Raw genomic sequence first — 20,543 nt, forward strand, 5'->3', positions numbered from 1 at the left:
GCACAACATCCAGTTTGCACTTAATGCAAAGTGCATATGGTGCTAATCGGATGTACTCTCCGGAGCGGAGGATGCCGCACATGACACCAACGACGAAAAGTAGCCGCGCCAATGGGTCCGCGGAAGCCGACGAATACCCAGTCAGGCTCGAACGAGCCACGCGCGGACTGCTCGCGCTGAACGTCTCGGTCCTCGAACGCGTGGAAAACAACGTCGGTCTGGAACCACTGCGGGCCCTCCAATCGCTCGACCGCCGCGGCCCGAGCATGGTGGGCGAGCTCGGCGACGACCTCGGCCTGGTGCCCTCCACCGCAAGCCGGCTCAGCGACCGCCTCGCCGAGGCCGGCCTCATCACTCGCCACCCCGCGCCGAGCAACCGGCGATCCACCCAGCTCGAACTCACTGACGCGGGCCGCGCCATCCTCGACGAACTGGTCACGCTGCGCGTCCGCGCCTTCGGCGAGGTCGCTGACCAGATGAGCAGCCAAGACCGGGACGCCCTCGTTCAAGGCGCCCGGGCGTTCACCGCCGCACAGCAACGACTGTCCGACACGAGCACCAAGCGGCGTGCCGAGTCCCGGCGAGCCAGCGACAAGCACTGAACTTTTCCCAAATATCTTCTCCGCGAAGGCCATAATTCAGCTGGGGTTCTTGGGTTGTCGGCCGTGCAGTGCGGCCAGGCGGGCGTTGTAGGCGGCCAGTGCCGCGTCGTCGTCGTCGAGGTCAATCGACGAATCGGCGTCGGCGTCGGCGTCGAGGGTCGTTTGTCGGCGGATGCGGTCCAGCCACGGGCCCAGGCTCGCGCCTGAGTCGTTACGGTGGGCGATCCAGCGGCCGCCGATGATGACCATCAGGATCATCATTAATCCGTCGCCGGCGAACCACATGATGGCCCCAGCCATGGACTGGTCGACCAGGGCTGACGGCCCCCAGTTTCGGGAGCCGGCGTATGCGGGCGCGAGAGCAGTTCTGGTCATCATCAACACGACGCCGACGAGGGTGTCGGGGCCCATGCAGAACGCGATGATGACGAAACTCAGGAACGGGGCCATCGGCGGGTCGGTGGTCAGCTCTTCCCCGACCAAGGGAAGCAGCAACAGGTAGCCGGTGATCAAATAGAGCGCGAGTTCGCTGTCGTGGATCCACATGTGCTGGCTCATGGCCTGCTGAAAGCCGGTCAGGTGGGTGAGGACCAACACCGACGCATAGAGGGGGACGGTGAAGCGCGGCGTTATCAGCCAATGGAATGGCCTGCTCCGACGGAAGCTGTCGAGACGGAGCCGGGTGCCGGGGTCGGCGGCGTTGTGCAGCAGTCGAATTGGCTGTGCCCACACCAACAGCGCCGGCGCCACCGTGATGAGTAGCAGATGCACGATCATGTGCACCCAGAAGAGGTGGTGGCTGTAGATCGCCAGCGGGCTGTTGACGACGAGTACCAGGATTGCGGCGGCGGCGATCGCTGACACCGTTCGTCGGATCGGCCAGCGTCGCCCTGTGCGACGGAGTCGGACCAGCAGCAGAAGGTAGCCGGTGAGCACCAGCGCGACGAGTAGGTCGGCAACTGGTGCCGACGTCCAGTTCGTCAGCACTGCAGCACCGCTGGGCGGTGCGGTGCCCATCGTCATTTCGTCGGCCCAGGGGTGGCGGTGTTCGGGCGGAGCTTGGCCAGTACTGCTTCGTAGGTGATCCAGCCGACTAATGCCGTGTGATCCTCGTTGAGCACGGGTAGCCCCGTGCCACCGCGCCCACTGAGTTTGGCGAGGATCTCGCCGGTCGTGGCGTCCGCGCCGACGGCGGTCGCCTGGCCGACGAGCGGTTTCACGTCCGGCGGTGGGTCGGGGTCGGCGAGCGCCTCGGTGACGTCCTGCGCTGACACACACCCTAGGTACCGAGCGTCAGCGTCGACGACCGGCAGCATGCCGAACGGTGAGGTCGTGAGCGCCGCGGCGGCGTCGTCCAGCGACGTGTGTTCTTTCAGCGCTTCAGGCGCTGCAAGAGCGACGTCGGCGGTGGTGAACTCCGGTTTTTCGGAGGGCGAGGAGTCGAGGTCGACGCCGCGCCGCCATAGTTTGGCGGTGTAGATGGTGCTGTGGGACAACAGATGTCCGGTGCCGGCGGCCATCACGACCGCGACCATCAGCGGCAGGATGATCGAATATTCGCCGGTGAGCTCGAACAAGATGATCACTGCTGTGATGGGCGCGCCGGTGGCCCCGCCCAATGCGGCGCCCATGCCGATCAGTCCGTAGGCGCCCGCGGACTCGGTCACTGCAGGAAACAAGCCGTGGGCAATGGTGCCGAATGCGGTTCCGGCCATGGCACCGATGAACAGGGTCGGTGCGAACACTCCGCCGGAGCCGCCGATGCCGATGGTCAGGCTGGTTGCAAACATTTTGCCGATCATGAGCAGCAGGAGCATCCCGATGACGTATTTGCCTTCGACAGCGTTCTCCAGCACGGGGTAGCCGACGCCATACATCTGCGGCAGCGCGATGAGCAGGGCGCCGAGCAGCACGCCGCCGACCGCGGGGCGCGCCCATTCCGGTCCGCGCCACACCCAGTCGCAGGCGTCCTCGACGAGATACAGGACTTTCGAGAACGCCACCCCAACGACGCCGACCGCGATTCCGAGCGCGACGTAGAGCAGGTACTCGACCGGACTGCGGACGGCGAACGCCGGCAGTGACAGGAACGGGTGATCTCCGAGAAGGGTGCGCCCGACGACGTCGGCGGTGACGCTGGCCAGCACCACTGCGCCAAAGGACTCGGCGGCGAAATTGCGCAGTATCAACTCCATCGCGAAGAACGGTCCGGCCAGCGGCGCGTTGAAGGTCGCCGATATCCCGGCGGCGGCACCGCACGCCACCAACAACCGCACCCGCGGGGTGTCCAGGCGCAGCAGTTGGGCCACCGTCGAGCCAGCGGCCGAACCGATCTGCACGATCGGGCCTTCCCGGCCGACGGAACCGCCGCCCCCGATACACAGCGCCGAGGCCAGCGCTTTGACCAAACTGACCTGCGGCGCGATCCGGCCGCCCCGATGACTGACCGCATACATCACTTCCGGCACGCCGTGGCCGCGGGCTTCGGGGGCGAACCGATGCACCAGCGGCCCATACACCGCACCCGCGACGACAGGCGCCAGCAGCAGGAACCAGAAGCCCAACCAAGGCCAGTGTGTGCTCGCCACCCGCCCAAGCCCGGAGTAGTCGTCATAACCGGTGAACATCCGGGTGAATGCGGTGATGAGCCAGCGGAAGCCGACCGCGCCGACCCCGGTGACCGCTCCCACCATCACTGCTAAGGGGACCAGCGCCGAGGGCGCATCCTGCAGCCAGCGACGCCACGCTGCTCGCCGAGGCGCCGTCGCGGACCTGATCAGATCGATCATCATTGCAGTATGCAATAGTTGCCCTACGCGTTTCCATCTAGAGCGATACGCCTCGCGGAGAGGACACCCGATGCCTGATCAGACCGACCCGGTCGGCAACGACTCGGTGGATGCCATCACCGATGCTCTGCTCACGGCATCGCGGCTGTTGGTTGCTATCTCTGCCCAGTCGATCGCCAATGTCGATGAAACGTTGACGATCCCGCAGTTCCGTACCATGGTGATCTTGTCCACGCGCGGCCCGGTCAATCTGGCTACCCTCGCCGGGCTGCTCGACGTGAACCCGTCCACCACCGGCAGGATGGCCGAGCGTCTCGTCGCTGCCGGCATGATCAATCGGCAGCCCCATCCGGATTCGCGGCGCGAACTCGTGGTCGAACTGACTGCGCACGGACTGGACGTCGTGGCTGCGGTCACCGGGCACCGGCGCGGCCGAATCGCGGAGGTGGTACGCAACATGCCGCCTCGTGAACGGCGAGGGTTGGTGCGGGCGCTGACCGCGTTCACCACCGCTGGCAGGGAACCCGCAGCAACCGTGGAGCTCGATGAATTCCTTGCCTGACAACGATATTCGATACTCTACGTGCCATGAAATGGGACCGTTGCCGATGCCGGTAATCGTGTTCGACGTCAACGAAACGCTGGTTGTGCCCCACCCGGCTGTCCTGACAGCAAACAGCAACGGCCGGGGGTTGAAGGTGGTGGTAGCAAGAGTCGGGTTGGCGTGTGTGACCGCGGTCTGTCTTATCAGCGGTTGTTCGCATGCGCCGACCTATTCAAACCCGGGCCAGCCGCCGTCAGCCTCCACTTCGGGTCCGATTTCTGCGACCGCGACGCGTGGCGGCGAGCTGCAGGCGCCGACAGCTCGCGGCATTGTCGATGAGCTCGCCAAGTTGGGATTCGAGGTCCCCAATCCGCAAGACACCACCGCACAGGAATGCCCAGCGGCCGGTTGTGACCAGTCCATCGTCACCGACATCCTTAGGGTCAAATCCTTTCCCACCACGGGACGCGCCGAGACCTACGCCAAGGACCGCGGTCTCGATCAAGTCGAGACCATCGTCGTGTCCTTCGCACCGCCAATCCCGCAGGCCGAACAGGACCGCTACTGGGCTCAGATCGAAAAGCTCGTAGTTTGAGGCGCAGTCATGGGTAGCCCGACATGCCGAATCCGCGAGCAACTGCCATAGTGGCACTATGCAATAGTTGCACTTGCTATTGGTAACTGGGATCAGAACGGGGCGAAGCCGTTGACGGTGAGGGGCAAGGCGTCGATGACCGCCCGCGGCGAAGCGGCCGATGAGGAATCGCTGGACGCGATCACCGATGCGTTGCTCACTTCGTCGAGGTTGCTGGTCGCGATCTCGGCGCGATCCATCGCTTCGATCGACGAGACGCTGACCATCGCGCAGTTCCGCACCCTGGTCATCTTGTCCAACGAAGGTCCGGTGAACCTTGCCACCCTCGCGAGTCTGCTTGACGTGCAACCGTCCACGGTCGGCCGGATGGTCGACCGGCTCGTCACCACGGGCGTCATCGACCGCCACGCCCATCCGAACTCACGGCGCGAGCTCGTCGTCGAACTGACCGGGGAAGGCCGCCGGATCGTGGGCGAGGTGACTGCGCAACGTCGCAAGGAGATCGCCCGGGTTGTCGAAGAGATGCCGCCGCGGGAACGACACGGGCTGGTCCGCGCTCTCACCGCGTTCACGACCGCCGGCGGTGAGCCCGCCGCGAGCATCGATGTCGATGAGCGCCTGTGAGTTTGACTGCCGCTGTCCTGCTCGCAGTGATCCTGCTAGTTGCTCCTGGGACCGTCGTCGGGTGCGCTGCCCGACTACCGGTGCCAGTGGCGGTGGCGGTGGCGCCCGCGTTGACCTACGGCGTCGTCGGTGCGGCGATCGTTCCGTTTGGCGCTGTCGGAATCCCGTGGAACGCGTGGACGGCGCTGATGGCGCTCGCTGGCGTCGCAGGTGGTGCGGTCGGCTGCCGGGCCGCGCTGGCCCGATACCGGGACCATCACGCTGAGGTGCTGGCCGTCGCTGCGGGGCCGGCTTTCGTCGTCGGCGCCGGGGTGCTGATTGGGGCCGTCCTGATCGGATACGCGGCCGTGAGCGGCATGCCGCACTGGCAGTCCATCCCCAGCACGTGGGATTCGGTGTGGCATGCCAACACCATTCGCTACATCCTCGACACAGGTCAGGCGTCGTCCAACCACATGGGCGAGCTGCGCAACGTCGAAACCCACGCCGTGCTCTACTATCCGTCGGCGTTTCACGCGCTAGCTGCCGTGTTCAGCCAACTGACCGCCGCGGCTCCGGCCACCGCGTTCACCGTGAGTGCGCTCGCCGCAGCAATCTGGTTGTTCCCTGCCAGCGCCGCCATCCTGGCCTGGCACCTGATGCGGTCTCGCACCACACAGTGGTGTGCCGCCGGGTGTGCGGCCGCGGCGGCGGCGCTGTCGGCGTCGTTCACTGCCGTGCCCTACGTGACGTTCTATACCGCGGCGATACCCAACCTCGTCGGCAATGGCATCGCGATTCCCGCCATGGTCCTGACCGCGTCCACGCTCGGCCACCGCGACCGCATTCCAATCGCGATTCTTGCTGTGGTGGGCACCTTCTCGGTCCACACCAGTGGCGGAGTCGTCACCCTCGTGTTCCTTGCCGCGTGGTGGCTGTTGGACGCAGTCTGGCATCCGGTTCGAGGCCGGGTCGCCGACATCGTGACGCTGCTCGCCGCCACGGTGCCCGCCGGACTCATCCTGGCGCCGCAATTCATCGCACTACTCCAGCAGGCCAACATCATTGCCGGTCACCAGTTCCACACCGGGCTGGGCAGGAAACGCTCGTTGATCAACGCTGTCTTGCAGCACACCCGCCACCTCAACGACTTCCCAATCCAGAACATCGTGATCGGACTCGCTGGAGTCGGTGCGTTGATCCTGCTGGTGAAGAAGATCTGGTGGCCGTTGGCGGTCTGGCTGCTGCTGGTCGTGGCGATCGTCCATTCGGCCGCTCCCTTCGGCGGCCCCATCGGATTGCTCACGGGAAAGTTCAGCGACCTGTTCTACAGTGACCCGCGTCGGCTCTCGGCAGTGGTGACGATGGTGCTGGCACCGATGGCCGGTATCGCGCTGTTCACGGTGGCGGCGACCCTTGTGTCGGCAGTGCGACGCGCCGTAGCCCGCATCGCCTCCCGCTCGCGAACCAGCGATCCGGCATGGTTGGCAGCTACCGCAGTGCTGGTAGTGGCCGTGAGCGTGGGCTGCGCCTGGCATTACTTTCCGCGTCATCGGCTGTTGTTCGGCCAGAAGTACGACTCGGTAATGATCGACCACCGCGACGTCGCCGCCATGGCCTACCTCGCGACGCTGCCGGGCGCCCACAGCACCCTGATCGGCAATGCCAACACCGACGGCACCGCCTGGATGTACGCGATCGCCGACCTGCACCCGCTGTGGACGCACTACGACTACCCGGTGCAGCAGGGGCCCGGCTACAACCGCTTCATCATCTGGGCCTACGCCGACGACGCCGACACCGACCCGCGCGTCGCCGCCGCGGTCAAGGCACTCAATATCCGCTATGTGTTGACGAGCGCACCGGTGGTCAGCGGGTTCGTGATGCCCGACGGGCTGGTGTCCCTTGATCGATCGAAGTCGTGGACGAAGATCTACGACAACGGTGAGACACGCATCTTCGAATGGCGCGCGGATCGTCAGCAGGTCGGCTGACGCATTGGAACGGTTGATTTACGTGGCCACCCGACGTTTGATCAAGGCATGACGCGTACAGCCGAAGACGTGGTGACCGAGTTCTGCAACCTCTGGGCGACACCGGATCCCGAGGAACTCGCGACCTGGTTCACCGAAGACGCGGTCTACCACAACATTCCGATGCCACCGGCGGAGGGCCGCGAGGCCATCAAGGAGTTCATCGCCGGGTTCACCGGTGCGTTCGACGGCATCGACTTCAAGGTGCACCGTCAGGTCAGCGCGGGAGACGTAGTGATGAACGAGCGCACCGACGTCATGCGCAAGAAGGGTGGCGGCGAGGTGGAGTTGCCGGTGATGGGCGTCTTCGAGGTGCGCGACGGCAAAATCGCCGTATGGCGCGACTACTTCGACCTCGCGACCGTCACCGCCGCGTTCAGCTAGCCAGCACGGCAAGCTAAGCCAGCAGCGGGATCCCGTCCAACGGCTCCGCTAGCAGGATCTCGAACATGGCGCGCCGCGTCGCGATGAGCTCCATGTTGCCGAATGCACTGTCCCGCAATATCACTCGGCACGTGGCCAGTCCCGAGTTGTAGCAGAACTTGGTGTGCCCGGTGGTGTCGGAGTACGTCAGCCCGATCACGTCCGAGGGCTCGGCAACGAGCTCCCCCTCCACCGTCGCCGCTCCGACCCGACCTCCGAACGTCCAGGCGAACGGCCGATACTCACCGTGGGTGCGCCGGGCCGCCAATACCGACCGGACGGCGATTTCGCCACGCGAGTGACGCAATACGAACAACGTGGTCGGCGGAAGCATGACGGGCCCGACGGCGGCCCGCGCGGTGACGAGCTCGAGGCTCGCATCGGGCACCTCGTCGAACCCGCACACCTGACCGAACGCATACGCCGGGGTGTGGCGCCGACCCCAGTTGTGGTTGACGCTCCCCCGCCATCCGTTCACGTCGAGCCCACCGTCGAAGTCCAGCCGTCCGTCGAACGTCGCCAGCGGGTCGCGGACCATGGTCTTGGCCGCCGGGAACTTCGCGCGGTAGCCGCGGTCGGTGAGCAGCTTCACGGGCGGCGCGGCGCTTGGCGCGATGTCCAGGTCCCATGAGGCCGTTCGTCCGCCGGCGGACACCTCACCCCGCACCGCGGCGTCGTCAATCGTCGCCCCTCCGATCCGCGCGGTCCATTCGTCATACCCGTAATCCGACTCGCGCAGCGGGTGTCCGACCTTGATCGCACGGTTGCCAGCCCCTTCGGGGTCGAACACCATCACCCACACGTCGGCGACCGATTCGCCCGTCGTCGGCAGCAACAACGTCTCGCGAAGCCAGAGCGCCTTGGGTGCACTGGGATGGTTGGCCCGCACGAAGCGGCTCTCGTAATACGGGGGTTCGACGGGCGGCACCGATCCAGCATCCAATACTTGTCCCGTGACGGGAATCATGTTCGCCATCTACGCCCTCGGTGCCATCGCCGCAGCCGAAGCCGTCGTGATCCTGGTGCAGTCCAGGCGGCTGGCCCGTAAGACCGAGGAGCTCGCGGAGGCCCAGCGCAAGGTCGACACGCGCGCCAACCTGCTATCCGGCGGTCGCGAGGCGGTCAAGCAGATGTGGCAGACCGCCACGATCATGCGGAAGGAGGGATTCGGTGCCGCCGTGCGATCCTCGATTGAGGACCTTGCCGATTGGGCCGAGGTCGAGCGGCCCGACCTGGCCCGGCTTGCCCCGAGCGGACGCGTCGCCATCCTCTTCTCCGACATCGAGGAGTCCACGGCGCTCAACGAACGCATCGGCGACCGCGCGTGGGTCCGGTTGATCGACCGCCACGACAAGATGGTCGCGCACCACGTGAAGCGCCACCACGGCTACGTCGTCAAGAGCCAGGGCGACGGGTTCATGATCGCATTCGCGCAAGCCGAGGAGGCCGTGTTGTGCAGCATTGACATGCAACGCGACTTTGGCAAGCGGCCCAACGGTATTCGCGTGCGGATCGGAATCCACGTCGGCAAGTCCGTGCGGCGCGGTGACGACCTCTTCGGGCGCAATGTGGCGATGGCGGCCCGGGTGGCGGGGCAGGCCGAGGGCGGCGAGGTGCTCGTCAGCCAGCCGGTGCGCGACGAGTGCCAGGAACGTGCGCAGGACGCCGTCGGCTTCGACGACGGCCGCGACGTCGAACTCAAGGGGTTCGGCGGGACTCACCGGTTGTATGCGGTGACGCTGCGGTAGCTATTCGGCCTGGCCGGCCTCCGCTAGCCGCTGGTGGAGCCGCGCACGAATGTCGTCCGGGGTATAGGAATTGCGCTTGCGTTGATCGCGCGCAACCAACACACCGCCCGCCACAACTCCTGCGACACCGGCAAGTCCAACCCACTTCCATATCCCTCGCATGGCCATAGTCTGCCTAAGCTGCCCTGGTGAGTGCGAATACGGTGACGCTGGAGCGCGCGCTGGCCGAGACCCGCACGGGGGACATCTGGTTGTTCCGCGGCGATTCCGGGCCGGACCGCGCGATCCAGACCATGTCCAACGCCCCGGTCAACCACGTCGGCATGACGGTCGCCATCGACGACCTACCGCCGCTCATCTGGCACGCCGAGCTCGGCGACAAGCTGGAGTGCCTGTGGAGCGGCAGCAATCACCGCGGCGTGCAACTCAACGACCTGCGCCAAGCGGTCGAGCGGTGGATGCTCACGTACGGCCAGCGATGCTGGCTGCGGCAGATGACGCCGTATGCCACCCGTGAACAGGAAGACAAGCTGCTGCGTGTCATCGCGCGCATGGACGGGACGGCGTTCCCCACCACGGCGCGGCTGACTGGTCGCTGGGTTCGCGGTCGGGTGCCCGTCGTCAGCGACTTCACCCGTGGACTTCCATTCGTGCACCGCAAGGTTCACGAATCGGCCGAACGCAAGAGGGCCGCAATCCGCAACGTCGGGCTGGAGACCGCGTACTGCGCCGAGACTGTCGCGATGACCTTCGACGAGATGGGGCTGCTCAGCACCGACAAGCCCTACAACTGGTTCGACCCCGGCTCGTTCTGGAGCGGCGACGTGCTGCCGATGACGAAGGGCTACGCGCTCAGCGACGAAATCTCCGTCGTGCTCTAGGGCGACGGCATGCGCACCCGGGTTTCAACATCCGGCGGGCGAGGTACTCACTCCTTGGGTTTCGGGCATCGATGCCCGTATATCAATCAAGGAGTAGACGACATGAGTTTTGTCGACAAGGCGAAGAACAAGATCGAAGACCTGGGTGGCCACGCGAAGGAAGCGGCAGGCAAGGCTTCCGGCGACAAGAGCACCGAGAACGAGGGCAAGGCCGACCAGGTCAAGGCGAACCTCAAGGATGCAGGCGAGAAGGTCAAGGACGCGCTGAACTAGCAATCCGCCAGATCCCGATTGACTGATTCGACCCGCTACCGGTTACCGGTGGCGGGTCGACTCGGTTCGGCCCTTCGTTTCCCAAGTCGACTTACGGGTACTCCCGCGACTAGCGGGGAATTGGACGTGGTTGCGTCATGATCCTCGCTAGGCGGTGGGTGGGCGCAACCTCTGCGTTGAGTCCACAGCGCGGTGCCCTCCACCGCTGACCGCGGACCATCCACTCACGACATGTACGACCCGGGAAGCGGAGTCGGACCCTCATCCAGGTATGACGGACACGTCGTCTCGATCTCGAACTCGTGCGACAAAAGCTCCCCGGCTTTGGGCGGCATGCGTCCGCTGAAGTTGTACGTGTCGTCGACTTTGGTCGCCACGACCTCCTCTGGATCAGCAACGAATCCCGCCAGGTCCTGGTAGCGCAGCCCAGCCCGCTCGACGACGAGTCGACCCCGCCGATCGACCACGATGCGAACCGACTGTGTGCGGCCGCCGTCTACGAGGATGACCAGCCTGCCGTCGGCCTGGTTGGTGCAGCTGACCTTGTTGGTGGTGATCGTGCGGCTCTGGCCGTCGAAGGTCAAGGTCGTGACGATGTCGGGTGCCCGGCTGCACCCCATCACCGTGCCCATCAGCAGGGCAGCACCGATGGGGGCACACACTCCTGACTTGGTCACGGCCGCGCTAACGCGACGCGTCGCCGTCCGCATCGGGATCCGCGTGATCGGTGACTTGTCCGGTTGGCACCGCTGCGATGTCAGCTGCTCCAGCCTTCGAGGCGCTCGGCTCCGTCGGAACGACGGGCTCGCCGGTCGCCGGCCTGAGGCGGACCTTGCCGCTCCCGTCCGCGTAGAGCTCGAATCTGTTGCTGTCTTGTATCCACGTGTTGGCTTCGCCGAAATTCGCCACCGTGACCCCCTTACCGCGTTGGCTGATCTTGAGTGACAGGTTAGCCCTCGGGTAGGGCGACTGCACCACATTTCGGTGCTGGTCAGTCGGCGCTACTTGGTGGTCGTGGGTGTCGGCGGCGGCACCAGATTCAACCCGGCGTAGACCACGTCCAGCACAGGGGCAAGCATGCCTTGGGCGGTGGTCTCGCCATCGGGTGACAGTGTCAGGTTCGTCCAAATGACCAGCGCCACATCATTGTCCGGGTCATAGCCCATGAACGAGTTGAAACCGGGCATCTCGCCACCGTGGTAGTACATGGCGGCGTTTGGGCCGAAGCGCTGGTACGAAATCCCATACCCGTACTTCTGCCCGTCGGGCGCAGCCGGGTCCTCGGCCTGCAGGCTCGTCAACCACTGTTGTTGGTAGTCGGCGCCGAAGACCTTGCCCGAGACCAGAGCCTTCATCCACGTAGCCAGGTCGTCGGCCGTGGAGATCGCGCCGCCTGCGGCGGTGGCGTAGGACGAGTTCTGGTTGGTGTAGTCGATCGGCTTCAGCGTTCCGGCCTTCGCAGCGGCCTGCATGTCCGCGGGGTACGGGGTGTCGGCCAGTGCGTAAAGGCTTCCGCCGTGCATGTATCCGTGGGAGTAGGGCGACGGAAGCGCGGTGTCGCCGATGGCCGGAAGCGACGTCTGCTTGAGGCCAACCGGACCGAAGAGGCGGTCCTGGAACTGCCGGGCCAACGGCTGCCCGCAGACGTTCTCGGCGACAAGGCCGAGCAGTGCGTAGTTGGTGTTGCTGTAGTCGTATTCCGCGTCGGGCGCGAACTGGGGTGGGTGCCGAAACGCGATCGCCAACACTTCCTGCGGCGTCCAGGCCTTCGAAGGGGTGGCATCCATCATGGTCGAGAGTTCTGGGTCTGAGGTGTAGCCGTAGAGCCCGCTGCGCATCTTCAAAAGCTCTGCGATGGTGATGTTTTCACCGTTGGGCACGTCCGGGACGTAGGCCGCGACCGGATCGGTGAGCTTGAGCTTCCCGTCCTGTGCCAGCAGCACGATCACGGCCGCCGTCATGGTCTTGGTGTTCGACGCGATCCGGAAATGCGTGCCCGCCTCCGGGGGTGTCTGCGCGCCGAGCGCGGTGGTGCCGACCGACGCCGTGAAGTTGCCTTGCGGCGTGCGCAACACGACCAACGCACCGGGGACCGCCAGCAGCTTCGCGAGTCGTTCGACGGTGCCCTGAAATGCCTTGGGGTCAATGACATTCAGCGCCGATGACTTGGGGGCCGAGGTCGTCGCGATGGTCGTGGCCGAAGACGAGCTCGTCGGCTCCGTACTCGACGAGCAGCTCGCCAGCGCGAGGCAAACGACGAGCCCGGCAATGCATGCGCTTCGACCGAACTGAGCCATCACCGGAGCCGCCGTCGCCTCAGCCGAAGACGGCGAGCGCCGCGAGGGCGCACGCTTCGTCCTCGGCCGCACTGGCGCCACTGACGCCGACACCTCCGACGACGGCCCCTTCGGTCGTGATCGGGACGCCGCCGCCGAAGATGACGAAGCGTCCGCCGCCGTTGGCATGTATGCCGAACAGTTCGCCGCCAGGCGCCGCGAGCGTGGCGAGTTCAGAGGTGGCGATGCGATTCGCCACCGCGGTGAAGGCCTTGTCTACCGCGAGTACGGGACCGGCGATCTCCGCGCCATCCATCCTGCCGAATGCGACGAGGTGCCCGCCTGCGTCAACTACCGCCGCCGACACCAGAATCGACCGGCGGACGGCTTCGGAGTGGGCGGCCGCAACCAATTTCAGCGCGGTGGATAGCTCGACGGTCACAACGACAAGATAGCCCGTAACGCGTGCAGCGGTCGGCGAGGTTCCAAGAATCCTCCAAGGCCTCGGGGGCACCCTTACGCCCAATCGAAGGGAGCCATCGATGAGACTACGAATCGCAGGCTTGGCGACGGCACTGTTGGTCTCAAGCGCCCTGGGGTTGCCCCCCGCAACCGCCAACGCCGGCCCCAGTTACAACGACGGAAACTGCCCCGGCGGCAACAGCTGTACCACTTGGTGCCCTGGCGACCCCGCGATACCGGGAAGCGAATTCGGCGTCATCAGCTGGGACTGGAACATCTGCCACGACTGGTACTGGAATTCGTACGGCGTGGTCGACATCGCCAGCAATGTCATCTATCCGTGGCACGGCACGCCTCACGACAATGGTCCAATTCCGGCTCCGCTGCCCCCTGCGCCGCCGCGCCCTCCTCAGCCGCTGCCCGCGGATTGCCCTCCGTGGTCACCCATTCTGGCACCCTCGCGTTGCGGCGGGCTCTAGGAAGGGTCAACGATATTCGTTGCGCCGCTGCAGTTTTAGCGCCGACTCCAAGATGGCACGCCAATACCCGTTGATCCCGGAGCGCTGCGGCACCCCGTAGTACCGGAGCACTCCATCACGCCAACGGCGATGCCACGCATCGCGTCTGCGAAACCCGAGTGGCGCGCGGACCGCGTCGAACAGCCGATTGATGCGGCGTCTCCTGGCGCGGAGCTTCGCCGTGATTCGGTAACCGATGACCAACGCTGCCACGACGAAGCCGATCCACAGCGTCGCCGCGACCGTGCAGATCACCTCGAACACAGCCATGACGACGAGCGTTCATCATCGCCATCGCGCGAAGGTCACGGACGGGGCTCGGCTCGGCGTCTAAAGGTGCGGCGCCTAACCTCGTTCATCGACACCGGCAGCTAGGTTATGCCGACGACATCGCCGACGAAGAGTTGTAGCGTTACACATTGAACCGGAGCTCGGCCCAATCCCGTTGCCGAACAACATCACTCATCAAAGACCGCAACGCCAACCTCCCGACAAGCCGCCTTGAGCCGCTTGTCCCTGGTCCAAAGCCGCGCGCCGTCCACCAGTGCGACCGAGCCGAGTAGGTTGACGTCGATTGCGCTCAGTCCCCTGCCCCACAACCTGCGACGTTCGACGAGATGAAGAATTTCGGCGTGGGTGACCCTCGGAAACTGTCTGAGATTGGATAGCAAACCGAGCACACTGTCACGCTGTTTGATCACACCGAGCGCCAACTCTTCGATCACCAGGTGATGACAGCCGATCTCATCGGTGGACAAGAAGCCGACGAGGCGCGCTTCGGCGGCGTGCAGATGGTCGATCCATATCGACGTGTCAACGAGAATCACCGGCAGACGCTCTCCGCCGAGGGGCAGCCGATGCCTGCGAATCCGTCCCACCGAGCGCTGCCAGGCGACGGCCGCTCTCCACCCGGATAAGGGTCTGCAACCCCTGACGGAGGAGTGCCACACTCTCGGTCACCCCGGTGAGTTCGGCCGCTTTCGCCAGCAGTGCGTCGTCAATGGTTACCGTCGTTCTCACCTGACACCTCCATGCGCATCAATGATGCTAATAATGATGCCACAACGCGCCCCGCGAGTCACGGGGCTTCATCGGGCGACTCTCGGCACAGACGTTTAACCGAAGCGTCTAAACGTTGAACTGGACCTCGACCGCATCACCCTTGACCACAACGTCTTCGCGCAGCGTCATCATTTGTTGACGCTGGCGAGCGGGTGGTGGTTGTCCGAACTCGGGATCGACCACCAAGTCCCTGTCTGCATCAGTCTGATGGACGGTTTGCGCCCACGCTCTAATTCTTCGACGTAGACGCTGATCCAAAGCGGAACTCCACCACGTCCCCGTCGGCCATCACGTACTCCTTGCCCTCCATACGGACCTTGCCTGCGGCCTTGGCCGCGGCCATCGAGCCCGCTTCGACCAGGTCGTCGTACGAGACGATCTCGGCCTTGATGAAACCCTTCTCGAAGTCGGTGTGGATGACGCCGGCTGCCTTGGGTGCGGTATCGCCCTGATGGATGGTCCAGGCCCGCGATTCCTTGGGCCCGGCGGTCAGGTACGTCTGCAACTTGAGGGTGTGAAAGCCCGCCCGCGCCAAGGCATCCAGCCCGCGTTCGGTCTGCCCGATGGACTCCAACAGCTCCATGGCCGACTCATCGTCGAGCTCGACCAGTTCCGCTTCGATCTTCGCGTCGAGGAACACCGCGTCGGCCGGCGCCACCATCGCGCGCAGCTCGGCCGTCCTGGCCTCGTCGGTGAGCACCGATTCGTCGGCGTTGAAGACGTACAGGAACGGTTTCGTGGTCATCAGATTGAGCTCGCGCAACGGTGCGGTGTCCACCCCGGCCGCAAAGAGCGTCGTTCCGCCGTTCAGAATCTTCTGCGCTTCCACCGCCGCCTCGTGAATCGGTTTGCGGTCCTTGTTGTTTCGCGCTTCCTTCTCCAGGCGCGGCACGGCCTTCTCCAGGGTCTGCATGTCGGCGAGGATTAATTCGGTCTCGATGACTTCGATATCCGAGGCGGGATCGACCTTGCCGTCGACGTGCACCACGTCGTCGTCGGCGAAGACCCGCACCACCTGACAGATGGCGTCGCACTCGCGGATGTTGGCCAGGAACTTGTTGCCAAGCCCGGCGCCCTCGGAGGCGCCCTTCACGATGCCGGCGATGTCGACGAAGGTCACCGGTGCCGGCACCAACTTCTCCGAGCCGAACACCTTGGCCAATTCAGCCAACCGTGGATCCGGCAGCGGCACCACGCCCTCGTTGGGTTCGATCGTCGCGAACGGATAATTCGCCGCCAGCACGTCGTTGCGTGTCAAAGCGTTGAACAATGTTGACTTGCCAACGTTAGGCAGTCCGACGATTCCCAAGTTGAGGCCCACGGGTTGGTAAGTCTAGGTGGCACACTCAGGCACGCCCGAGCGTGCTGGCAGCGCGGTACGCAAGATTGCCGGTACGGTCTAAGCGTGTCAGGACAGCGCGCGCGGTCGGCGGTGGACGCCGACCACAGGTCAGCGCTGCCTCGCGTGCCAGGAATCCCCTGGTGGGGAGCCATCCTGCTAGCCGCGACGGCGGCCGCCGTTGGCTTCGCATTCGACGCGGGCACCGGCAACAACGAACTCAGCGCCGTCTTCGCAGTGTGTTACGTCACTGGCTGTCTGCTGGCGGTCCTGGCCGTCCGTCAATCCGGTGTCTTCACCGCGGCCATCCAGCCGCCACTGATCCTCTTCTTCGCGGTTCCCGGCGCCTACTTCCTGTTTCACAGCAGCGAGATCGGCGGCCTCAAGGACATCCTCATCAACTGCGGCTATCCGCTGATCGAGCGCTTTCCGCTGATGTTCATCACGTCGGCGGTCGTGTTGGTGATCAGCATGATCCGCTGGTACCAGGGCGTCGTGGCCCGCCGCGGCGCGCCCGCGGACGCCGTGGCCGAGGTGAGCGAAACCCGGACGCCGGGCAAGGGCGCCGCGGCCGAGACGAGTGTGATCGACGCCGTCGAGGCCACTCCGCGGCGCCGTCGCCGCGAGCATTCCACCGACCGCCCGAGTCGCGCGCCGGCCGCAGCGGCTGCAGCGGCTGCAGACGATCCGCCGCGCAGGCCTCGGAGGGCACCGAAGGCCGCTCCGGCCGCGGGAGCGTCCCGGTCGCGCCACGTACGCCCGCCCGAGCCCGAACCCGACTTCGGCGAGCCGCCCACCAGCCGGCCCCGTCGTCGGCCGGCGGCCCAGGCCGGTCCATCCATCGATCCGCCGCCCGAGCCGCGCAGGCGGCCCCGCCCCCCGCAGCCCCGAGAACCGCGCCGGAATCTGCCACCGGTCGACGGGCGTGGCGCACACGAGCGACCCGAACGACGCGACCGTCCGCTTCGCGCTGAGCGCCCCGAGCATTCGGATCGTCCCGAAAGGCGTCGTCGGCCCAGCGGCTACGAGCCTTACGAGCCCTACGACGCCCCGAGTCAACCTCGCCCGACGAACGGTGCCAGTGGGTCACACCACCCGGTGTCGCGCGTCCGCTACCGGGGCGATGACGACAGCGAAGCACGCACCGAGCACCGCACCCGACCAAGGCGGCCACGCAGTGCGGATGCAGATTCCTGGGAGTACGACGTCTAGCCCACGTTGAAAATGCACTCAGGGCGACCAAGTGCGAGAGTGGTTCGCCCTGAGTGCCTTCTCAACGAGCTCAACGCCTGGCGGCCCGGATTTCCCGAGGCAACGCAAAGACCAAGGTCTCGTTGGCGGTCGTGACGGGCTGCACGGTGTCGTAGCCGTACTCGGCCAACCGCTCGAGCACACCACGCACCAGGACCTCGGGCACCGAAGCGCCGGACGTCACCCCAACCGTGGTCACACCCTCGAGCCACGCGGGATTGATGTCCTCGGCGTAATCCACCAGATACGAGGCATCGGAACCCGCACCGAGCGCTACCTCGACGAGCCGCACCGAATTCGATGAGTTGCGCGAGCCGACGACGATCACGAGCTCACACGCGGGCGCCATCGCCTTGACCGCCACCTGACGGTTCTGGGTGGCGTAGCAGATGTCGTCGCTCGGCGGGTCCTGCAGAGTCGGGAAGCGCTCTCGCAGCCGCCGCACGGTCTCCATCGTCTCGTCGACGCTCAGCGTGGTCTGCGACAGCCAGATCACCTTGTTCACGTCGCGGACGGTGACCTTGTCGACCGAGTCGGGGCCGTCGACCAGCTGAACGTGGTCGGGTGCCTCACCGGCGGTCCCGACGACCTCCTCATGACCCTCGTGGCCGATGAGCAGGATGTCGTAGTCGTCGCGGGCGAAGCGCTTGGCCTCGTTGTGCACCTTGGTCACCAGCGGGCACGTGGCGTCGATCACCTTGAGGTCACGTTCGGCGGCGTTCGTGTGCACGGTCGGCGCCACGCCGTGCGCGGAGAACACGACGATGGAGCCCTCGGGCACCTGGTCGGTCTCGTCGACGAAGATGGCGCCGGCCTTGGCCAGCGTCTCCACGACGTGGACGTTGTGGACGATCTCGTGGCGGACGTAGACCGGCGCGCCGTGCTTTTCCAGGGCGCGTTCCACCGTCTCGACGGCGCGATCAACCCCTGCGCAATAGCCGCGGGGCTCGGCGAGCAGGACGCGCCTGCCCTCCGCGGCCCCGACGACGGCGGGGGGAGCACCCGGAAAACCCAGGTTGATCGTCGGTGGCATGACTCCTAGGGTACTTACCCGCTCCCATATCCGACCAGTTGGCGGGCCAGCCGTAGGCTGGCCCCCATGTCTACAGCACCGTATGGGGTCCGACTGCTGGTGGGCGCGGCGGTCACCGCGCTCGAGGAGACCCGCAAGCTGCCGCAAACGATCCTGACGTACCCGATGACGGTCGTCAGCCAGGTCGCGCAGCTCGTCATGAAGATGCAGCAGGACGTCGCCGACTTGGTCAACAGGGGCGACGAGACATTGGAGCAGCTGTTTCCGCCCAAGGACGAGCAAGCCGAGTGGGCCACGTTCGACGAGGACCTCTACGAAAATCTTGGAGCCGAGGATGACGAGACGCCCGTCGGGAGCTCGAACGGCGAGCGTCTGACCGAGGGCCGGTTCGCGCTGTACAGCACCGGCGAACCCGACGTCGTCGTGGAATCCGCGGCGACCGAACGGGCTCCGTCCGCGGCCCCAGGCATCGTGGCCGACCTGGACTACCCGGAGCTGACGCTGGCGCAGCTGCGCGCTCGACTCTCGTCGCTCAAGGTGGCCGATCTCGAGGCGCTTCTCGACTACGAAGAGGCGACGAAGGCCAGGGCCCCGTTTCAGACGCTGCTCGCCAACAGGATCACCCGCGCAACGGCCAAGTGACCGGTAGGTCACCGGAGTGACGAGTACCGAACCCGAACAGGGCAAGTCCCCCGAAAACCCCTGGCCGGTGCGGGCGGTCGCCACTCGCGTCGCCAAGTACATCGATCGCCTCGGCACGGTGTGGATCGAGGGTCAGCTAACGGAGCTGAAGCTGCGTCAATCAACCGCATGGATGGTGTTGCGTGATCCCGCCGCGGACATGTCGCTGTCGGTCAGCTGCCCGGTCGACCTCGTCACCAACGCCCCCGTGCCCCTTGCCGAGGGCACGCAGGTGATCATGCTCGGCAAGCCACAGTTCTACACCCGCAACGGTTCATTCAGCCTGCGTATCAGCGAGATTCGCGCCGTCGGCATCGGCGAACTGCTGGCTCGCATCGACAGGCTGCGGCGACTGCTGGCCGCCGAGGGCCTCTTCGATCCACGCCTCAAACGGCCAATTCCATTTCTGCCCAACATCATCGGGCTCATTACCGGCCGCGCCTCGGCGGCCGAGCGGGACGTCATGACCGTCGCCGAGAGCCGTTGGCCCGCTGTGCGGTTCGCCGTGCGCAACACGATCGTGCAGGGGCCCAACGCCGTTCCGCAGCTCGTCGAGGCACTCCGCGGGCTTGACGCCGATCCCGACGTCGACGTGATCGTGGTGGCCCGCGGCGGCGGCAGCGTCGAGGACCTGTTGCCCTTCTCCGACGAGACGTTGTGCCGCGAAATCGCCAAGTGCACCACGCCCGTAGTCAGCGCCGTCGGACACGAACCCGACAATCCCCTGTGTGATCTGGTGGCTGATCTGCGGGCGGCGACCCCGACCGATGCGGCCAAGCGAATCGTGCCCGACGCCGCCGCCGAACAGGCGTTGGTGGTCGACCTTCGCCGCCGCAGCGCCCGGGCGCTGCGCAGCTGGGTGCATCGCGAACAGCACACCATCGCTCAGCTGCGCAGTAGGCCTGTGCTCGCCGATCCGTTGGCGGCGTTGACCGCCCGCGGAGAAGAGGTCCACCGCGCCCGCGTCACCGCGAGACGAGACGTCACCCGGCTGATCGGCACCGAGACCGAACGGATCGGTCACTTGTCGGCCCGGCTGGCCACACTGGGCCCGGCGGCGACGTTGGCGCGGGGATACTCCGTCGTGCAGACCCTCGATGCGTCCGGCTCGGCGACCGTCCTGCGTTCCGTCGACGACGCGCCTGCGGGCACCCGGTTGCGCATCCGGGTGGCCGACGGAGCCGTCACCACCATAAGTGAGGGATCAGATGAAGCCCATTAGTCAATTGGGGTATGAGCAGGCACGTGACGAATTGATCGAGGTCGTCCGGCAGTTGGAACAGGGTGGGCTCGACCTAGATGCGTCGCTGAAGTTATGGGAAAGAGGCGAAGAACTCGCTAAACGATGCGAAGAGCACTTAGCTGGCGCCCGCCAGAAAGTGGAGCAGACCTTGGCCGCCAGGGACGACGAGCAATCCTGATGTTGGCGC

Annotated in this window: 26 protein-coding genes; 14 read left to right on the forward strand and 12 right to left on the reverse strand. The window is 65.7% G+C overall.

All coding sequences use genetic code 11. The annotated features are described in order from the left end of the window. Window positions 1-80: 80 nt before the first annotated feature. Window positions 81-602, forward strand: coding sequence for a MarR family winged helix-turn-helix transcriptional regulator (locus SLQ30_RS29985; RefSeq protein WP_319450586.1), 522 nt, complete (start codon window positions 81-83; stop codon window positions 600-602). 36 nt (window positions 603-638) lie between these two features. Here the strand turns inward: SLQ30_RS29985 and SLQ30_RS29990 are convergent, their stop codons facing one another. Continuing rightward, window positions 639-1,619 (reverse strand): cytochrome c oxidase assembly protein, encoded by a 981-nt coding sequence (locus SLQ30_RS29990; protein WP_319450587.1) that lies wholly within the window; start codon window positions 1,617-1,619, stop codon window positions 639-641. A 2-nt stretch (window positions 1,620-1,621) separates the two neighbouring features. After that, window positions 1,622-3,394, reverse strand: coding sequence for a chloride channel protein (locus SLQ30_RS29995; RefSeq protein WP_319458348.1), 1,773 nt, complete (start codon window positions 3,392-3,394; stop codon window positions 1,622-1,624). A 67-nt stretch (window positions 3,395-3,461) separates the two neighbouring features. On the opposite strand from SLQ30_RS29995, the gene SLQ30_RS30000 reads away from it, so the two are divergent. The 5 genes from SLQ30_RS30000 to SLQ30_RS30020 all read left to right on the forward strand — a co-directional run bounded on the left by SLQ30_RS30000 (window position 3,462) and on the right by SLQ30_RS30020 (window position 7,550). After that, entirely contained in the window at window positions 3,462-3,953 is a 492-nt protein-coding gene (locus SLQ30_RS30000) for a MarR family winged helix-turn-helix transcriptional regulator (RefSeq protein ID WP_319450589.1), read from the forward strand. Then, the gene (locus SLQ30_RS30005; protein ID WP_319450590.1) at window positions 3,937-4,530 is read left to right on the forward strand and encodes a hypothetical protein; all 594 of its coding nucleotides are present in this window, start codon (window positions 3,937-3,939) and stop codon (window positions 4,528-4,530) included. The genes SLQ30_RS30000 and SLQ30_RS30005 overlap by 17 nt, the downstream gene beginning before the upstream one ends. A gap of 135 nt (window positions 4,531-4,665) precedes the next feature. After that, window positions 4,666-5,154, forward strand: coding sequence for a MarR family transcriptional regulator (locus SLQ30_RS30010; RefSeq protein ID WP_319450674.1), 489 nt, complete (start codon window positions 4,666-4,668; stop codon window positions 5,152-5,154). Then, window positions 5,151-7,127 carry a DUF6541 family protein gene (locus SLQ30_RS30015; protein WP_319450591.1) on the forward strand — a complete coding sequence of 659 codons (1,977 nt, stop codon included), beginning with the start codon at window positions 5,151-5,153 and terminating at the stop codon, window positions 7,125-7,127. The genes SLQ30_RS30010 and SLQ30_RS30015 overlap by 4 nt, the downstream gene beginning before the upstream one ends. A gap of 48 nt (window positions 7,128-7,175) precedes the next feature. Then, window positions 7,176-7,550, forward strand: a complete 375-nt coding sequence (locus SLQ30_RS30020) for a nuclear transport factor 2 family protein (protein WP_319450592.1) — start codon at window positions 7,176-7,178, stop codon at window positions 7,548-7,550. Between the two features lie 13 nt (window positions 7,551-7,563). Here SLQ30_RS30020 and SLQ30_RS30025 read toward each other — a convergent pair whose 3' ends face one another. Continuing rightward, window positions 7,564-8,556 (reverse strand): hypothetical protein, encoded by a 993-nt coding sequence (locus SLQ30_RS30025; RefSeq protein WP_319450675.1) that lies wholly within the window; start codon window positions 8,554-8,556, stop codon window positions 7,564-7,566. On the opposite strand from SLQ30_RS30025, the gene SLQ30_RS30030 reads away from it, so the two are divergent. From SLQ30_RS30030 to SLQ30_RS30040, 3 genes are all read left to right on the forward strand, one after another. Next, the gene (locus SLQ30_RS30030) at window positions 8,555-9,337 is read left to right on the forward strand and encodes an adenylate/guanylate cyclase domain-containing protein (protein ID WP_319450676.1); all 783 of its coding nucleotides are present in this window, start codon (window positions 8,555-8,557) and stop codon (window positions 9,335-9,337) included. The genes SLQ30_RS30025 and SLQ30_RS30030 overlap by 2 nt on opposite strands. Before the next feature lie 203 nt (window positions 9,338-9,540). Further along, entirely contained in the window at window positions 9,541-10,218 is a 678-nt protein-coding gene (locus tag SLQ30_RS30035; RefSeq protein ID WP_413468222.1) for a guanylate cyclase, read from the forward strand. A 102-nt stretch (window positions 10,219-10,320) separates the two neighbouring features. After that, window positions 10,321-10,491, forward strand: coding sequence for a CsbD family protein (locus SLQ30_RS30040; protein WP_319450594.1), 171 nt, complete (start codon window positions 10,321-10,323; stop codon window positions 10,489-10,491). Window positions 10,492-10,715: 224 nt separating this feature from the next. Here the strand turns inward: SLQ30_RS30040 and SLQ30_RS30045 are convergent, their stop codons facing one another. From SLQ30_RS30045 to SLQ30_RS30060, 4 genes are all read right to left on the reverse strand, one after another. Further along, window positions 10,716-11,168, reverse strand: a complete 453-nt coding sequence (locus SLQ30_RS30045) for a lipoprotein LpqH (RefSeq protein ID WP_319450595.1) — start codon at window positions 11,166-11,168, stop codon at window positions 10,716-10,718. Between the two features lie 7 nt (window positions 11,169-11,175). After that, a complete protein-coding gene (locus tag SLQ30_RS30050) occupies window positions 11,176-11,400 on the reverse strand; it encodes a hypothetical protein (RefSeq protein ID WP_319450596.1) in 225 nt (74 codons plus the stop codon). 92 nt (window positions 11,401-11,492) lie between these two features. Further along, window positions 11,493-12,788, reverse strand: a complete 1,296-nt coding sequence (locus tag SLQ30_RS30055) for a serine hydrolase domain-containing protein (protein WP_319450597.1) — start codon at window positions 12,786-12,788, stop codon at window positions 11,493-11,495. A 19-nt stretch (window positions 12,789-12,807) separates the two neighbouring features. Next, window positions 12,808-13,209 (reverse strand): GlcG/HbpS family heme-binding protein, encoded by a 402-nt coding sequence (locus tag SLQ30_RS30060; RefSeq protein ID WP_319450598.1) that lies wholly within the window; start codon window positions 13,207-13,209, stop codon window positions 12,808-12,810. 100 nt (window positions 13,210-13,309) lie between these two features. On the opposite strand from SLQ30_RS30060, the gene SLQ30_RS30065 reads away from it, so the two are divergent. Beyond that, window positions 13,310-13,708, forward strand: coding sequence for a hypothetical protein (locus SLQ30_RS30065; protein WP_319450599.1), 399 nt, complete (start codon window positions 13,310-13,312; stop codon window positions 13,706-13,708). A gap of 6 nt (window positions 13,709-13,714) precedes the next feature. Here SLQ30_RS30065 and SLQ30_RS30070 read toward each other — a convergent pair whose 3' ends face one another. The 4 genes from SLQ30_RS30070 to ychF all read right to left on the reverse strand — a co-directional run bounded on the left by SLQ30_RS30070 (window position 13,715) and on the right by ychF (window position 16,130). Continuing rightward, complete coding sequence (locus tag SLQ30_RS30070; RefSeq protein ID WP_319450600.1) at window positions 13,715-14,017, reverse strand: hypothetical protein; 303 nt, start codon at window positions 14,015-14,017, stop codon at window positions 13,715-13,717. Window positions 14,018-14,205: 188 nt separating this feature from the next. Then, complete coding sequence (locus tag SLQ30_RS30075) at window positions 14,206-14,574, reverse strand: type II toxin-antitoxin system VapC family toxin (protein ID WP_319450601.1); 369 nt, start codon at window positions 14,572-14,574, stop codon at window positions 14,206-14,208. Further along, the gene (locus tag SLQ30_RS30080; RefSeq protein WP_319450602.1) at window positions 14,561-14,767 is read right to left on the reverse strand and encodes a type II toxin-antitoxin system VapB family antitoxin; all 207 of its coding nucleotides are present in this window, start codon (window positions 14,765-14,767) and stop codon (window positions 14,561-14,563) included. The genes SLQ30_RS30075 and SLQ30_RS30080 overlap by 14 nt, the downstream gene beginning before the upstream one ends. A gap of 271 nt (window positions 14,768-15,038) precedes the next feature. Continuing rightward, window positions 15,039-16,130 (reverse strand): redox-regulated ATPase YchF, encoded by a 1,092-nt coding sequence (ychF, locus tag SLQ30_RS30085; protein ID WP_319450603.1) that lies wholly within the window; start codon window positions 16,128-16,130, stop codon window positions 15,039-15,041. A gap of 84 nt (window positions 16,131-16,214) precedes the next feature. Between ychF and SLQ30_RS30090 the strand changes: the two genes are divergently transcribed. Continuing rightward, window positions 16,215-17,360 carry a DUF6542 domain-containing protein gene (locus tag SLQ30_RS30090; protein WP_319450604.1) on the forward strand — a complete coding sequence of 382 codons (1,146 nt, stop codon included), beginning with the start codon at window positions 16,215-16,217 and terminating at the stop codon, window positions 17,358-17,360. Window positions 17,361-17,430: 70 nt separating this feature from the next. Here SLQ30_RS30090 and SLQ30_RS30095 read toward each other — a convergent pair whose 3' ends face one another. Further along, complete coding sequence (locus tag SLQ30_RS30095; protein WP_319450605.1) at window positions 17,431-18,432, reverse strand: 4-hydroxy-3-methylbut-2-enyl diphosphate reductase; 1,002 nt, start codon at window positions 18,430-18,432, stop codon at window positions 17,431-17,433. A 66-nt stretch (window positions 18,433-18,498) separates the two neighbouring features. Here SLQ30_RS30095 and SLQ30_RS30100 point away from each other — a divergent pair, with 66 nt between their 5' ends. The 3 genes from SLQ30_RS30100 to SLQ30_RS30110 are packed head-to-tail and all read left to right on the forward strand — an operon-like array spanning window position 18,499 to window position 20,534. Continuing rightward, entirely contained in the window at window positions 18,499-19,074 is a 576-nt protein-coding gene (locus SLQ30_RS30100) for a lipid droplet-associated protein (protein WP_319450606.1), read from the forward strand. A gap of 16 nt (window positions 19,075-19,090) precedes the next feature. Next, on the forward strand, window positions 19,091-20,335 hold the full coding sequence (xseA, locus tag SLQ30_RS30105; protein ID WP_319450607.1) for an exodeoxyribonuclease VII large subunit: 1,245 nt from the start codon (window positions 19,091-19,093) through the stop codon (window positions 20,333-20,335). After that, entirely contained in the window at window positions 20,322-20,534 is a 213-nt protein-coding gene (locus tag SLQ30_RS30110) for an exodeoxyribonuclease VII small subunit (protein WP_319450608.1), read from the forward strand. Before xseA ends, SLQ30_RS30110 begins: the two co-directional genes overlap by 14 nt. The last annotated feature ends 9 nt before the right edge of the window (window positions 20,535-20,543 follow it).

It is taken from the genome of Mycobacterium sp. RTGN4 (assembly GCF_033804635.1).
Classification (GTDB): Bacteria; Actinomycetota; Actinomycetes; order Mycobacteriales; family Mycobacteriaceae; genus Mycobacterium.